Origin of the sequence: Oryzihumus leptocrescens (genome assembly GCF_006716205.1) — a bacterium.
Classification (GTDB): domain Bacteria; phylum Actinomycetota; class Actinomycetes; order Actinomycetales; family Dermatophilaceae; genus Oryzihumus; species Oryzihumus leptocrescens.
In genome coordinates this window covers 3,322,854-3,337,216 of the sequence record NZ_VFOQ01000001.1, presented here as the reverse complement: position 1 = coordinate 3,337,216, position 14,363 = coordinate 3,322,854, and the positions used below count along the sequence as shown (strand labels likewise).

The window sequence follows — 14,363 nt, the reverse complement described above, 5'->3', positions numbered from 1 at the left end:
CACCGACAGGAGCCCGTCCGTGCCCCGCGCCCCCTTCAATCCCCGCGTCAGCATCGTCACCGGCGGTGCCTCCGGCATCGGCCGGGCCATCGCCGCCGAGCTCGTCGCGCGCGGCAGCCACGTCGTGGTCGCCGACCTCGACGGAGATCGCGCGACCCGGGCCGCCACGGAGCTGACCGCCGCCGGTCCCGGGGTGGCCGAGCCGGCCACCGTCGACGTCAGCTCCTTCGAGCAGGTCCGCGACCTGGTCGACCGCACCGAGGCCGACCGTGGACCGGTCGACGTCATGGTCAACAACGCCGGTATCGCGCTGGGCGGCCTGCTCGAGGAGCTGGACGAGCGGCACTGGGACCGTGCCCTGGCGGTCAACCTCGGCGGCGTCGTCAACGGGGTGCGCGCGGTCTACCCGCACATGAGCGCGCGGCGTGGCGGGCACATCCTCAACACCGCCTCGCTGGCCGGGCTCATCCCCGCCCCGGCGATGCTGCCCTACACGACGACCAAGCACGCGGTCGTGGGCCTCTCGACCGGCCTGCGCGCCGAGGCCGCGGCGCTCGGCATCGGCGTCACCGTGCTGTGCCCCGGCTTCGTGGACACCCCGCTGCTGGACGAGGTCTACGAGGCGCCGCCGTCGATCGCCGGCGGCAGCGTCCGCCAGGCGGTGCGGCTGATGCAGCCGAAGTTCCTCAGCGCCGAGACCGTCGCCGCCCGGGCGGTGCGGGGGCTGGAGCGCAACCAGGCGGTCGTCCCGGTGGGCGTGCTGGCGCACCTGCTGTGGCGGTTGAACCGCTGGGCGCCGCCGGCCGCCCGCGGCCTGTGCCGGGTGCAGGCGCGGGTGCACCGTAGCCGCGTCCACGCCTGACCGCGCCGCGCGACGATCATCGCGGCACTTCGGGCCACTTCTCGCGTCGAAACTGCGGCGAGGATCGTCGTTCGGGACACCAGCGCCCCGGCTGAGACGGCGTGGCAGGCTGCGGGCGTGAGCGCCCAGGACCCGATGACCGTCACCCTGCTCGGGACGGGCGCGGCGGACGGGTGGCCCAACCCCTTCTGCGCCTGCACCTCCTGCCGGCACGCGGTGGCGACCGGGGAGCTGCGCGCCCAGACCAGCGCCCTGGTCGACGGCCGGCTCCTGCTCGACTGTGGCCCGGAGGCCCCCCGGCAGGCGTTGCGTGCCGGGGTCGACCTGACCGGCCTGGAGGCGGTGCTCGTCACCCATGCGCACCCCGACCACCTCGACCCGGCGATGCTGCTCTACCGCGGCTGGGTGACCGACCGGCCGCTGCGTGTCCTGGGGCCGCCCCCGGTGGTCGAGGCGTGCGCGCCCTGGCTCGCCCCCGGCCAGGACCGGGTCGAGCTGGTGGCCGTGCGGCCCGGCGAGCTGCACCAGGTGGCCGGGCACGGGGTGCGCGTCCTGGCCGCCAACCACGGTGCGCCGGGTGAGGCCGTGCTCTACGACGTCGCCGGCCCCGCCGGCCAGCGGCTGCTCTACGCCACCGACACCGCCGAGCTGCCGGACGGGACGGTCGCGGCGCTCGCGGGCGCCGGCCTCGACCTCCTGCTGCTCGAGCAGACCTTCGGCGACCGGACGGACCTGCCGGGCGCCCACCTCACCTTCGGCTCGTTCGCCCGGACCGTGGACGCGCTGCGCCACGTCGGCGCCGTCACCGACCGCACCGACGTGGTCGCCGTCCACCTGAGCCACTTCAACCCGCCCGGCGCCGAGCTCGCGCACCGGCTCGCGGTGTGTGGCGCCCGGGCGGTGCCCGATGGCACCCGCCTGTGCCTGCCGCCGCGGACGGGTCAGCCGGCCTGAGCCGCCGGGTTCAGCGCCATCGGGCGGCCGGTGACCACGTCGACCACGAGGCGCCCGCCCAGCGGGGCAGCCAGGGTCACGCGCACCGGGTCGAGCATCATGATCGCCGGGCAGGGTGACCCGTAGGTGCGCGAGATGGACGCGCCCACCACCACGACGCCGTCGTCCTCGAGCACCCGTGCCCGCACGTCCTTGTCGCACGGGCTGACGCCCACCCGGAACCGCAGCGACTCCCCGCCGACGCCGATGAGGTCCTGGGCCGCGTCGAGCCGGTGGTCCGCGGGCAGGGACGGCAGCGCCGGCGGCTCCGGGACCTGCCCCACCGCGTCGGGGGAGACCGCCACCCGGCCCACCGGCCCGGACAGCCCCTCGACGGTGAACAGCCACACCGGCACCGTCGCCACGCCCCGGCTGGTGCGCAGCGGCGCGGTCGACAGCCGCGCGCCGGTCACCGTCAGCGCCGTGCACGGGCCGACGCCGGTGGACGTCACGCCGCCCGGGGACCCGGCCGACGGCGCGGCCGGTTGGCTGTCCCCGGCGGGCGGTGGGGTCGTGGGCCCGGTGCAGGCGGCCCCGCCGCGGTCCAGCAGCCGGTATGCCGTGCGCGCCCCGACCACGGGCACCCGCAGCAGGCTGCCGTCCGCGAACCGCACCGGCCCGGATGCCGGGGTGTCCGGCAGGCTGCCCCTCAGCCGGAACAGGCCGGCCAGGAAGGCCTGCTTGGTCGCGACGTCGGGGAACCCGTCGGCCGGGGGGAGGGCGAGGTCCTGGAGCGGGACGAAGCCGTGCGCCCAGTCCTGGTCCGGCGGGTGGAGCCGCCACGCGCGGGCGACCGCCGCGGCGCGCTGCTGGAAGCCGCCGTCACCGCTGCCGCCGCCACCCGGCATACCGACGCGCTGCTGGCCGCAGGCGGCCAGGAGCAGCAGCGGGGTGAGCAGGGGCAGGAGCAGGGAGCGGCGCACCATGCCGATGGGACGCGCAGGTCCGGCACCGGGTTGCCTCAAGTGATCCGCAAGGAACCGTGAACTCCCGGCGCGGCGGCCCCGGACCCGACAGACTCTGGGTCACGGAGTGGGACGGTTCGGGCCAATCCGTACGCCGTGGGCGAACATGAGCGAATGGGACTCAAGGCGAGGAACACCGCGACCAGCGGAGCCGTTGTCCCGATCACGCATCAGGTGCCCTCGACGGGTGCCGTGATGTCGTGCAGCACAGATAGCATCGAGGTGTCTCGATAGCGAGGAGAGATAGCGATGTTCGAACGGTTCACCGACCGGGCCCGTCGGGTTGTGGTGTTGGCGCAGGAAGAGGCGCGCATGCTCAACCACAACTACATCGGGACCGAGCACATCCTGCTCGGCCTGATCCACGAGGGCGAGGGTGTCGCTGCCAAGGCACTCGAGAGTCTGGGTATCTCCCTCGACGCCGTGCGTGAGCAGGTCCAGGAGATCATCGGCCAGGGCCAGCAGGCCCCGTCCGGCCACATTCCCTTCACCCCCCGGGCCAAGAAGGTCCTCGAGCTGTCGCTGCGCGAGGCGCTGCAGCTCGGCCACAACTACATCGGCACCGAGCACATCCTGCTCGGCCTCATCCGCGAGGGTGAGGGCGTCGCGGCGCAGGTGCTGGTCAAGCTCGGCGCCGACCTCAACCGGGTGCGCCAGCAGGTCATCCAGCTGCTGTCCGGCTACCAGGGCAAGGAGCCGACCACGACCGGTGGCCCGCAGGAGGGCACCCCGTCGGGTTCGCTCGTGCTCGACCAGTTCGGCCGCAACCTGACCCAGGCCGCCCGCGAGGGCAAGCTCGACCCGGTCATCGGTCGCGCCAAGGAGATCGAGCGGGTCATGCAGGTGCTGTCCCGCCGCACCAAGAACAACCCGATCCTGATCGGCGAGCCCGGCGTCGGCAAGACCGCCGTCGTCGAGGGCCTGGCCCAGGACATCGTCAAGGGCGAGGTGCCCGAGACGCTCAAGGACAAGCAGATCTACACCCTCGACCTCGGCGCGCTCGTCGCCGGCAGCCGCTACCGCGGTGACTTCGAGGAGCGCCTGAAGAAGGTCCTCAAGGAGATCCGCACCCGCGGCGACATCATCCTGTTCATCGACGAGATCCACACCCTCGTCGGTGCCGGTGCCGCCGAGGGCGCGATCGACGCGGCGAGCATCCTCAAGCCGATGCTGGCCCGCGGCGAGCTGCAGACCATCGGCGCGACGACGCTGGACGAGTACCGCAAGCACATCGAGAAGGACCCGGCCCTCGAGCGCCGGTTCCAGCCGATCCAGGTGGCCGAGCCCAACCTCGCCCACGCGATCGAGATCCTCAAGGGCCTGCGGGACCGCTACGAGGCGCACCACCGGGTGTCCATCACCGACGGCGCCCTCGTCAGCGCGGCCAACCTGGCCGACCGCTACATCAACGACCGCTTCCTGCCGGACAAGGCGATCGACCTGATCGACGAGGCGGGCGCGCGACTGCGCATCCGCCGGATGACCGCGCCGCCGGACCTGAGGGAGTTCGACGAGCGGATCGCCCACGTGCGCCGCGAGAAGGAGTCCGCGATCGACGCGCAGGACTTCGAGAAGGCCGCGTCGCTGCGTGACGACGAGAAGAAGCTGCTGGCGCAGAAGGCCGAGCGCGAGAAGCAGTGGAAGACCGGCGACATGGACGTCGTGGCCGAGGTCGACGAGGAGCTCATCGCCGAGGTCCTCGCCGCCAGCACCGGCATCCCCGTGTTCAAGCTGACCGAGGAGGAGTCCTCGCGACTGCTGCACATGGAGGAGGAGCTGCACAAGCGCATCGTCGGCATGGACGACGCCATCAAGGCGCTGTCCCAGGCGATCCGCCGCACCCGCGCCGGCCTGAAGGACCCGCGTCGTCCCGGTGGCTCGTTCATCTTCGCCGGCCCCACCGGTGTCGGTAAGACCGAGCTGGCCAAGACGCTCGCGGAGTTCCTCTTCGGCGAGGAGGACGCCCTGATCCAGCTCGACATGAGCGAGTTCAGCGAGAAGCACACCGTCTCGCGGCTGTTCGGCTCCCCGCCCGGCTACGTCGGCTACGAGGAGGGCGGCCAGCTCACCGAGAAGGTGCGCCGCAAGCCCTTCTCCGTCGTGCTCTTCGACGAGGTCGAGAAGGCCCACCCCGACATCTTCAACAGCCTGTTGCAGATCCTCGAGGACGGCCGCCTGACCGACTCCCAGGGCCGCGTGGTCGACTTCAAGAACACCGTCATCATCATGACGACCAACCTCGGCACCCGCGACATCGCCAAGGGCGTCTCGCTCGGCTTCTCCGCCGGGTCCGACACCCGCACGGGCTACGAGCGGATGAAGAACAAGGTCCAGGACGAGCTCAAGCAGCACTTCCGCCCCGAGTTCCTCAACCGCGTGGACGACATCATCGTCTTCCCGCAGCTCACCCAGGAGGAGATCGTCGCGATCGTCGACCTGATGGTGGCCAAGCTCGACGAGCGGCTCAAGGACAAGGACATGGGCATCGAGCTCACGCCCGCGGCCAAGAACCTGCTCGCCAAGAAGGGCTACGACCCGGTGCTCGGCGCCCGTCCGCTGCGGCGCACGATCCAGCGCGACATCGAGGACGCCCTGTCCGAGAAGATCCTCTACGGCGAGATCAAGGCCGGCGAGATCGTCCTGGTCGACACCGACGACGACGAGAAGAACCCGCAGTTCACCTTCCACGGCACCCCGCACACCGCGGCGCCGGACTCCCCGCCGGTGGAGACCGCCGGCACGGAGTGAGCGAAGGCGCCCTGAGGGGACGCTGACCAGCAGGTATGCCGAGGGGCCGGGTGCGCACGCACCCGGCCCCTCGCGCGTGCCCGGGCACACGGCATACCGGCGGCGGTGGCCTCGACGACATGGTGCCGCCGTCGTCCGCGGGCCATCTCGTACGGTGTGGGGATGCGCCCGACCCAATCTGCCCACCTGACCCGTCGCCGCCTGAGGGCGGCCGGCGCCGGGGTCGTCGCCCTGGCGCTGGCCCTGGCCGGCTGCACCGGCTCCGACAAGCCGGCCCCGAAGGCGGCCCCGTCGACGACGAGCAGGCCTGCCCCGCCGCCGAGCCCGTTCCAGGCCAAGGGCCTGCCGGCCGGGCTGCTGGCGGCGGTCAAGCCCATCTACGTCGGGGGCGCGGTGCCGGCCTCGCCGTCGGCGGCGGCGGCGCTCAAGGCGCGCAAGGTCACCCCGGGGGCGAAGGTCACGGTCGTCGGGTCGCTGGGCACGTGGAAGAAGACCCCGATCGCCGTGGTCACCTCGGGCAAGGACGTCACCCTGGCGGTCGGCCCGAAGTGGAAGGTCGTCGGCGGCTGGTGGCCCTCACTCAAGGTGTCCAGGCCGTCCCTCGGCCCGGGGCCGCGCCGGGTGCTGTTCATCGGCTCGGATGCCCGGCCTGGCGAGAACCCCGCTACTGCGCGGGGCGACAGCCTGCACATCCTGGGGTTGGACGGCAAAGGCCGCGGCGGGATCGTCGGTATCCCGCGAGACTCGTGGGTGCCGCTCTCGACCGGTGGGCACGGCAAGATCAACTCCGCCCTGCCCAGGGGTGGTCCGGTGGCAGAGACGCGCACGGTGTCGGCGTACACGGGGGTGCCGCTGGAAGGCTACGTCGTCACGGGGTTCCAGGGGTTCGTCACGCTCGTCGACCACGCCGGCGGGGTGCGACTGACCAGCCCGCGTGCCTTCCACGACACGTACTCCCAGGCGCTGATCCGCAAGGGCCTGAACATCCTCAACGGCGGACAGGCTCTCGCCTACGCCCGCTCGCGCCATGCGCAGCCCGCCGGCGACTTCGATCGGTCGCTCAACCAGGGGCGGCTGTTGCTCGCGGGTGCAGCGGGGGTGAGGCTGGCCGGTCCGTCCAGGCTGCCCCGGTTGCTGCAGAACTCCTCGCCACACGTCATCACCAACCTCTCGCCTGAGCGGGTGCTGACCTTGGCGGCGACAGTCTTCGCCACCTGGCCGGGTGGGGTGCACAACCGGGTGGCGACCGGTGGCGTGGGCATGTCCCCGGATGGGCAGTCGATCGTGGAGCTCGGCTCCGCGGCCCGCGCCCTGTTCGCGGACATCCGCGACGGCAGCCTGCGCTGAGCGGCTAGCGTCTGCACCGTGATCGAGGTCCGTCGTGCCCGCGCCGGTGACGTGCGTGCCATCCGTGCGCTCGTCGAGCCGCTGACCGCCACCAGGGTGCTCGTCGCCAAGGACGCGGTCGCCTACTACGAGTCGCTTCAGCAGTTCCGTGTCGTCGAGGACGACGGCCGGGTCGTCGGCTGCGGGGCGCTGCACGTGATGTGGGAGGACCTCGCCGAGGTGCGCACCCTGGCCGTGCACCCCTCCGCCAGCGGCCAGGGCGTCGGCAGCCAGCTGCTCGAGGCGCTGCTGGACGACGCGCGCGACCTGGGCATCAAGCGGGTGTTCTGCCTGACCTTCGAGGTCGACTTCTTCAGCCGGCACGGGTTCGAGCCGATCGATGGGCGGGCGGTCGAGCCCGAGGTCTACGCCGAGCTGTTGCGCTCCTACGACGAGGGTGTCGCGGAGTTCCTCGACCTGGAGCGGGTCAAGCCCAACACCCTCGGCAACACCCGCATGCTGCGCACCCTCTGAGGGGTCCCCCTTGGCGGGCCCTTCCCCCGCCGAGGGGGATCTTCTCCGGCTTTCGGGTGCCGCCAACCCTGAGGAACGTCCCTCTCGGCGGGAGGCGGCCCGAGGACGTGGCCGGGAGGCTGGCTCAGCGGCGACTGCGGGAGGCGGCGGTCGCGGTCGACGGGCCGACGTGCTCCGTCAGCCAGGCGACGAGAGGAGCCATGGCGCGCCAGTCGGCGCGCACCCGGTCCAGCGTCGTGACCGAGCACAGCCACACCGGCTCACCGTGTCGTCGCCGTGCGGTCAGGCTCTTGTGCCGCATCAGGTCCAGCCGCGGGTGGTCCTCGGCCACGCCGCGCGGACGGGTCCGCAGCTGTTCCCCGCCGATGTCGAAGCCGTCGGCGGCCAGGACCTCGACGATCCCGCGCAGCCGCTCACCGGTGTGGTCGTCGTCGACCCCCCGGCGCAGCCGCTCGACCTGGTCCGGCGCCGGCCGGAAGACTCCCCCTGCGGTGGTCAGGCCCCCGGCGCCCACCTCGACGTACCAGCCCATCCCGTCGGCGACCCGCACCACGGCACCCTGGTGGTCCTTGTACGGCCGCTTGTCGTGGGAGAACCGCAGGTCGCGCTGCGGCCGGTAGACGTGGGGCTCCCCGAACTCCCCGGCGAGCGCCTCGACGAGGAGGGTGAGCGGCTCACGCACGCTGACGGCATACCGCTGCTGCTGGCGGGCCCAGAACTCCGTGCTGTTGTCCTGCTCGAGCTCGCCGTAGAACCGCACGGCGTCGCGCGGGATGCCCTCGAAGACCACGCCTCGACTGTAGGGCGGTCAGCGGGTGGTCTGGTAGATCCGGCGCACCACGTCCTCGATGTCCGGCTCCTCGACGGACAGGTCGCGCACCGCAGCCCGGGTCGACACCGCCGTCAGCACCTCGGCCGCGGTGGTCACCTCCGCGTCGAAGGACAGCCGCTGGCGCATGCCCTCGCCCTCGCTGCCGATCAGCGTCGCCCCCGGTATGCCGTGCAGCTCCGGTGTGGGGTCGGCCAGGTCGACCACGAGGACGCGTTCTGCCCCCACGGTGGCCGCCAGACCCGGCAGGGAGCCGTCGTAGGCGAGCCGGCCGCGGTCGACGACCAGCACCCGGTCGCACAGGCGCTCGACGTCGCCCATGTCGTGGGTGGTGAGCAGCAGGGTCGTGTCGCGGCTGGCGCGCTCGTGACGCAGGAACTCGCGCAGCCGCTGCTTGCTCAGCACGTCCAGCCCGATCGTCGGCTCGTCGAGGATGAGCAGCTCGGGGGAGTGCAGCAGGGCGGCCGCGATCTCGGCGCGCATCCGCTGGCCGAGGGAGAGCTGACGCACCGGGGTGTCGAGGGTGTCGCCCATCTCCAGCTGCTCGACCAGCTCGCGGGTGCGCGCGGCGGCCTCCCCGGCACCGAGCCGGTGGATCGCGGCCAGGATGGCGAAGGACTCCCGCAGCGGCAGGTCCCACCACAGCTGGGAGCGCTGGCCGAAGACGACGCCGATCCGGCGGGCCAGGGCACGCCGCTCGCGCACCGGGTCGAGGCCGCAGGTGCGGACGGTGCCCGAGGACGGCACGAGGATGCCCGTGAGCATCTTGATGGTCGTGGACTTCCCGGCCCCGTTGGCGCCGATGTAGCCGACCGCGGCGCCGGCCTCGATGTCGAACGTCATCGAGTCGACGGCGACGAGCTCGGTGCTCCCGGCCCGCCAGCCCTTGCCGCGGCGCCGGAAGGCGCGGGTCAGGTCCTGCAGGCTCACGATCGCGTCGGTCATCCGCCGCCTCCCTGGTAGTGCCTGGTGCCCCATCGCCACAGCAGCGCGGCCAGCCCCCACACCCAGGCGGCGGCGAGCGGCGTCAGCCACGCCAGCCACGTCGGCAGCCCGGCCGGTCCGGGCAGGCCGAGGATGGCCAGGGTCGGCAGGTAGGCCGTGAACGCCACGGGGACGAGGTAGCCGAACACCAGCTTGAGCGGGGCGGGGAAGACCGCCGCCGGCTGGCTGGAGGCGTAGGCGCCGCCGTAGGTGAAGGAGTTGGTCAGCTCGGAGCCGTTGACGAGGAAGAACTGCAGCGCGGCCGCGCAGGTGAACAGGCCGGCGAAGATCGCGGTCCCGAAGACGGCTGCGACCAGGAGCATCGCCACCGTGGCCGGGCCCCAGTCGATGTCGTTGAGGGACAGGCCGAAGCCCAGGGCAACCAGCGCGACGACGATGCGGGTCATCCTCCGCAGCGAGATCTCACTGGTCATCAGCTGGGCCAGCAGCGGCAGCGGCCGGACGTAGAACGCGTCGACGGTGCCGGCCCGGATGTAGGTCGGCAGCGTGTCGAGGTGCCCGACGAGCAGGTCGGCGGAGGAGAACGCCAGGTTGGACAGGCCGAACAGCAGCAGGATGGCGTGGAAGTCGAGGCCGCCGAGCACCTGCACGTTGTGGAAGATGATCCAGATCTCGGCCAGCTCGGTGACCCCGATCAGCAGGCTGCTGGTCAGGTCGAGCGCGAAGCCGGTGCGGTAGGCCCGCTGGGCTCGCACCCGTGAGGCGAGGATCGCGCGGTAGGGCGTGGCCCACGTCGTCTCAGCCACCCTGCACCACCAGCTTGGTGCGCCCGGCGGTGGTCAGTGCGCGGCCGGCCACGCAGGTGACGGCCACCCAGAAGACCTGGAGCGTGAGGGCCCGCCAGGCGTCGGCGCCGGCGACGTGGCCGGAGATCACGTCGACCGGGGACTGCAGGATCGAGGGGAAGGGCGTCGCCGCGGCGACGGCGTGCAGCCAGTCCGGGAACAGCCCGACGGGGACGTACAGCCCGGCCAGGAAGCTGCTCGTGACGGCGTAGAAGGTGCGCACGCCGCGGGTGTCCAGCAGCCAGAAGCCGAGCACGTTGACCGCGTAGCGGCAGTAGAAGGAGATGGTCACGCCGAGGGCGATGCTGAGCAGCCCCATCGCGTAGGGCAGCGCGGCGGTCGGCAGGGCGAGCCCGACGGTCAGGGCACCGACCAGCACGCTGGGGATGCCGCGCGGGATGAGGCTGTATGCCGCGCGGCCGAGGTCCTCGGCCAGGTGCCAGGTCTGCAGGTCCACCGGCCGGGTGAAGTCGACCGCCACGTCACCGGTGCGGATGCGGTCCCCGATGTCGGCGATGCCGGTGAGCGTCACCGCTCCGATCAGCCCCTGGGAGAGCCAGACATAGGCGCTGGCCGTGCCCTTGTCGTAGCCGGCGAGGCTGCCGCCGGCGCTGTCGATGGCGGCGAAGAGGACGGAGGCGCGGATGAAGCCGAACACCACGTTCGTGGCCAGCCCGGCGAGCATCGCGAGGCGGTAGCTGGACTGCCGGCGGAAGCCCGCTGCGACCAGTCGCCCCCACACCTCCGCCGTCGCACGCACAGTCGAGGGAACTTACCGGCCGGCTGCCCGCCCTGCAAGCACTTCGTCAAGCGGGCAGCCGGAACCTGTTGCCGGACAACGGTTCCACCAGCCCGTCGGCCACGAGCGAGTCGAGGCAGCGGTCGCGCTGCGCGGGTTCGTCCGGCCAGGCCCGCGCCAGGTCCTCGCCGTCGACCGGCCCGGTCGCCTCCCGCAGCACCCGCAGGAGCGCGCCGCGGGCCTGCCGGTCGGTGCCGTGCCAGGCCTGCCCCTTCCGGGCCGGCCCGTCGTATGCCGGGTGGCCGGCGAGCCGCCACGCGCACAGCTCCGCGACGGGGCAGTCCGCGCAGCGGGGAGCGCGCGCCGTGCAGGTCAGCGCCCCGAGCTCCATCACCCCCACGCTCCAGGTCCGCGCCCGGTCGGCGTCCGCGGGCAGCAGCGAGGTGGCCAGGTCCATCTCGGAGCGGGTGAGGGACGGGGACGCCTGCGCCCGGCCCTGGACCAGGCGCGCGAACACGCGTCGCACGTTGGTGTCGACCACCGTGGCGCGCAGCCCGAAGCCGAAGCTGGCCACCGCCGCAGCGGTGTAGGTGCCGACGCCGGGCAGGTCGAGCAGCTCCTCGTGGCTGCCGGGCACCTCGCCGCCGTGCCGCTCCACCATCGCCGTCGCGGCCGCGTGCAGGCGCAGGGCCCGGCGCGGGTAGCCCAGCCGGCCCCACGCCCGCACGGCCTCGCCAGGGGCGTCGGCCGCCAGGTCCGCCGGCGTCGGCCAACGGGTCAGCCAGGCGTGCCAGACCGGCTCGACCCGGGCGACCGGGGTCTGCTGGAGCATGACCTCCGAGACGAACACGCCCCACGGTGTCGCGTCGGGGGAGCGCCACGGCAGGTCGCGCTGCGCGATGGCATACCAGTCGAGGACCTGCTCGTGCAGGACCGGGGTGGGGACCGCGGCGGAGCTCACGACGAGGGTGGGGCCGCTCAGACGTAGCGCTCGAGGATGCTGGACTCGGCCAGGCGGGACAGGCCCTCGCGGACCGCGCGGGCGCGGCCCTCGCCGACGCCGTCGACGGCCATGAGGTCCTCGAGGTTGGCGGCCAGCAGCTTCTGCAGGCTGTCGAAGTGCTCGACCAGCCGGTCCACGATCGCGCCGGGCAGGCGAGGCACCTTGGTGAGCAGGCGGTAGCCGCGCGGGCTGACGGCCGAGTCGAGGGCGTCCCCGACGATGGAGAAGCCCAGGGCCTTGGCGCCCGCGGCCAGGTCGAGCAGCTCGGTCGAGGACAGCGCCATGAGGTCGGCGAGGACCTCCTCGACGTCCTTGTCGGTCTTGGCCGAGGGCAGGTAGTCGCGGATGACCAGCTCGCGGTCGTTGCCCAGGCCGCCGGTGAGCTCCTCGAGCTGCAGGGTGAGCAGGCGGCCGTCGGTGCCGAGCTCGATGACGTAGCCGGCGATCTCGTCGCTGATCCGGCGCACCATCTCCAGGCGCTGCAGGACGCTGGCGACGTCGCGCACCGTGACCAGGTCCTCGATCTCGAGGGCGGACAGGGTGCCGGTCACCTCGTCGAGGCGGGACTTGTAGCGCTCGAGCGTCTGCAGGGCCTGGTTGGCGCGGGACAGGATCGCGCTGGAGTCCTCGAGCACGTGGCGACGGTCGGCGACGTAGAGGGCGACGATCTGCATCGACTGGCTCACCGACACCACGGGGTAGCCGGTCTGCTTGGCGACGCGCTCGGCGGTGCGGTGGCGGGTGCCGGACTCGTTGGTCTCGATCGAGGGGTCGGGGACCAGCTGGGTGGCGGCCCGCAGGATGCGGGTGCCCTCGCGGTCGAGGACGATCGCGCCGTCCATCTTGGCGAGCTCACGCAGGCGGGTGCTGGAGAACTCGACGTCGAGCGGGAACCCGCCGGTCGACAGCGCCTCGACGGTGCGGTCGTGCCCGAGGACGATCAGCGCCCCGGTGCGGCCGCGCAGGATGCGTTCGAGCCCGTCACGCAGCTCGGTGCCCGGAGCGACAGCGGCCAGCGTGGCGCGCAGCAACTCGTCGTCGCTTCGTTCCACGATGATCGGGGTCTCCCTCGTGCCAGGTGGGTCTGCGTCATCAGCCCCGCTGTGGCGCAGTCTAACGGCCCGCGACCTGCCGCGAGTGCTGGTGACGCGCCCGGGACCCGTGATTCACCGGGGGCTGGTCGTGGCCTGCTGCACGGCGCTGAAGATGTCGCCGACCTCGTGCACCTTCAGCCCCTCCGGCATCGTGCCGGAGCCGAGGACGCCGGTCGGGACGATCGCGGTCCGGAAGCCGAGCCGGGCAGCCTCGGCCAGCCGGCGGGGGATGCCGGTGACCGGACGGATCTCGCCGGCCAGCCCGACCTCGCCCATGGCGACGGTGCCCTGCGGCAGTGGCCGGTCCTGGACGGCGCTGGCCACCGCGAGCGCGACCGCCAGGTCGGCCGCCGGCTCGGTCAGCCGCACCCCGCCGACGGTGGACAGGTAGGTGTCGGCCTGGCGCAGCGGGACCCCCGCCCGCCGGTCGAGCACGGCCAGGATCATCGCCACCCGCGAGCTGTCCAGGCCGCTGGTGGCTCGCCGGGGCGTCGGGATCTGGGTCGGCGCCACCAGCGACTGCACCTCGGCGACCAGCGGCCGGCGCCCCTCCAGGGTGACGGTGACGCAGGTGCCCGGGACGACGAGGGTGCGGCTGGACAGGAACAGCCCGCTGGGGTCGGGCAGGCCGACGATGCCGACGTCGGACAGGTCGAAGCAGCCGACCTCGTCGGTGGGGCCGTAGCGGTTCTTGACCGCGCGGACCAGCCGCAGGCGGGAGTGCCGGTCGCCCTCGAACTGCACCACGACGTCGACGAGGTGCTCGAGCATGCGGGGACCGGCGATCGAGCCGTCCTTGGTCACGTGGCCGACGAGCAGCATGGCGATGCCGCGGGACTTGGCCGCACCGATCAGCGACCCCGTCACCTCGCGGACCTGGGAGACGTTGCCGGCCGCGCCCTCGACCTCGGCGCTGGAGATGGTCTGCACCGAGTCGACGACGACCAGGTCCGGCTCGAGCCGCTGGACCTGGGCGAGCACGGTGGCCAGGTCGGTCTCGGAGGCGAGGTAGAGCGACTTGGCCATGGCCTCGATCCGCTCGGCTCGAACCCGCACCTGGGCGGCGGACTCCTCGCCGCTGACGTAGAGCACCGTCGCGCCCTCGCGGGCCGCGCGCGCGGCGACGTCGAGCAGCAGGGTGGACTTGCCGATGCCGGGCTCGCCGGCGACGAGGACCACGGCGCCGGGCACGATGCCCCCGCCGAGCACCCGGTCGAACTCGCCGACCCCGGTGCTGCGGGCCTGGGCCCGCCGGACGTCGATGTCGCCGATGGGCAGGGCGGGGCGCTCGACGACGGCCGCCGGCGCGGTGCGCACGGAGACCGCGCCCACCTCGCTGACCGTGCCCCAGGCCTGGCACTCCCCGCACCGGCCGACCCACTTGATCGCCGCCCAGCCGCACTCGGAGCACTTGTAGCTGGGCTTGGTCCCTGCCTTTGAAGCCATGCCGCAGACCGTAGGGGAGCCCACCGACACGGGG

General features: G+C 72.9%; 13 protein-coding genes. 5 read left to right on the top strand and 8 right to left on the bottom strand.

Features of this window, described 5'->3' with window-relative positions:
• Positions 1–19: 19 nt before the first annotated feature.
• Positions 20–862 carry an SDR family NAD(P)-dependent oxidoreductase gene (locus FB474_RS15765; protein WP_141789505.1) on the top strand — a complete coding sequence of 281 codons (843 nt, stop codon included), beginning with the start codon at positions 20–22 and terminating at the stop codon, positions 860–862.
• Between the two features lie 117 nt (positions 863–979).
• Positions 980–1,816: an MBL fold metallo-hydrolase gene (locus FB474_RS15760; RefSeq protein ID WP_246092222.1), complete on the top strand. Its 837-nt coding sequence runs from the start codon at positions 980–982 to the stop codon at positions 1,814–1,816.
• On the opposite strand, the gene FB474_RS15755 is transcribed toward FB474_RS15760, so the two are convergent.
• Complete coding sequence (locus FB474_RS15755; RefSeq protein WP_141789504.1) at positions 1,804–2,781, bottom strand: hypothetical protein; 978 nt, start codon at positions 2,779–2,781, stop codon at positions 1,804–1,806. The two genes, FB474_RS15760 and FB474_RS15755, sit on opposite strands and share 13 nt — an antisense overlap.
• Positions 2,782–3,069: 288 nt before the next feature.
• Between FB474_RS15755 and FB474_RS15750 the strand changes: the two genes are divergently transcribed.
• From FB474_RS15750 to FB474_RS15740, 3 genes are all read left to right on the top strand, one after another.
• Positions 3,070–5,568: an ATP-dependent Clp protease ATP-binding subunit gene (locus FB474_RS15750; protein ID WP_141789503.1), complete on the top strand. Its 2,499-nt coding sequence runs from the start codon at positions 3,070–3,072 to the stop codon at positions 5,566–5,568.
• A gap of 162 nt (positions 5,569–5,730) precedes the next feature.
• Positions 5,731–6,915: an LCP family protein gene (locus tag FB474_RS15745; RefSeq protein ID WP_141789502.1), complete on the top strand. Its 1,185-nt coding sequence runs from the start codon at positions 5,731–5,733 to the stop codon at positions 6,913–6,915.
• 18 nt (positions 6,916–6,933) lie between these two features.
• Positions 6,934–7,428: an amino-acid N-acetyltransferase gene (locus FB474_RS15740; RefSeq protein WP_141789501.1), complete on the top strand. Its 495-nt coding sequence runs from the start codon at positions 6,934–6,936 to the stop codon at positions 7,426–7,428.
• Between the two features lie 124 nt (positions 7,429–7,552).
• On the opposite strand, the gene FB474_RS15735 is transcribed toward FB474_RS15740, so the two are convergent.
• The 7 genes from FB474_RS15735 to radA form a co-directional block, all read right to left on the bottom strand.
• Positions 7,553–8,218, bottom strand: a complete 666-nt coding sequence (locus tag FB474_RS15735; protein WP_141789500.1) for a DUF2461 domain-containing protein — start codon at positions 8,216–8,218, stop codon at positions 7,553–7,555.
• A gap of 18 nt (positions 8,219–8,236) precedes the next feature.
• Positions 8,237–9,202: an ABC transporter ATP-binding protein gene (locus FB474_RS15730; protein ID WP_141789499.1), complete on the bottom strand. Its 966-nt coding sequence runs from the start codon at positions 9,200–9,202 to the stop codon at positions 8,237–8,239.
• Positions 9,199–10,008 carry an ABC transporter permease gene (locus tag FB474_RS15725; RefSeq protein ID WP_141789498.1) on the bottom strand — a complete coding sequence of 270 codons (810 nt, stop codon included), beginning with the start codon at positions 10,006–10,008 and terminating at the stop codon, positions 9,199–9,201. The genes FB474_RS15730 and FB474_RS15725 overlap by 4 nt, the downstream gene beginning before the upstream one ends.
• Positions 10,001–10,807 carry an ABC transporter permease gene (locus FB474_RS15720; protein ID WP_246092221.1) on the bottom strand — a complete coding sequence of 269 codons (807 nt, stop codon included), beginning with the start codon at positions 10,805–10,807 and terminating at the stop codon, positions 10,001–10,003. The genes FB474_RS15725 and FB474_RS15720 overlap by 8 nt, the downstream gene beginning before the upstream one ends.
• Before the next feature lie 46 nt (positions 10,808–10,853).
• On the bottom strand, positions 10,854–11,747 hold the full coding sequence (locus tag FB474_RS15715) for an HhH-GPD family protein (RefSeq protein ID WP_246092220.1): 894 nt from the start codon (positions 11,745–11,747) through the stop codon (positions 10,854–10,856).
• A gap of 17 nt (positions 11,748–11,764) precedes the next feature.
• Positions 11,765–12,844 (bottom strand): DNA integrity scanning diadenylate cyclase DisA, encoded by a 1,080-nt coding sequence (gene disA, locus FB474_RS15710; protein ID WP_425465317.1) that lies wholly within the window; start codon positions 12,842–12,844, stop codon positions 11,765–11,767.
• A gap of 111 nt (positions 12,845–12,955) precedes the next feature.
• Positions 12,956–14,329: a DNA repair protein RadA gene (radA, locus tag FB474_RS15705; RefSeq protein ID WP_141789496.1), complete on the bottom strand. Its 1,374-nt coding sequence runs from the start codon at positions 14,327–14,329 to the stop codon at positions 12,956–12,958.
• Between the last annotated feature and the right edge of the window lie 34 nt (positions 14,330–14,363).

Bases quoted from the DNA above. Each gene is read 5' to 3' on its own strand.
- FB474_RS15750 (WP_141789503.1), top strand. From the start codon at position 3,070: ATGTTCGAACGGTTCACCGACCGGGCCCGTCGGGTTGTGGTGTTGGCG.
- FB474_RS15755 (WP_141789504.1), bottom strand. From the start codon at position 2,781: ATGGTGCGCCGCTCCCTGCTCCTGCCCCTGCTCACCCCGCTGCTGCTC.
- radA (WP_141789496.1), bottom strand. From the start codon at position 14,329: ATGGCTTCAAAGGCAGGGACCAAGCCCAGCTACAAGTGCTCCGAGTGC.
- FB474_RS15730 (WP_141789499.1), bottom strand. From the start codon at position 9,202: ATGACCGACGCGATCGTGAGCCTGCAGGACCTGACCCGCGCCTTCCGG.
- FB474_RS15745 (WP_141789502.1), top strand. From the start codon at position 5,731: ATGCGCCCGACCCAATCTGCCCACCTGACCCGTCGCCGCCTGAGGGCG.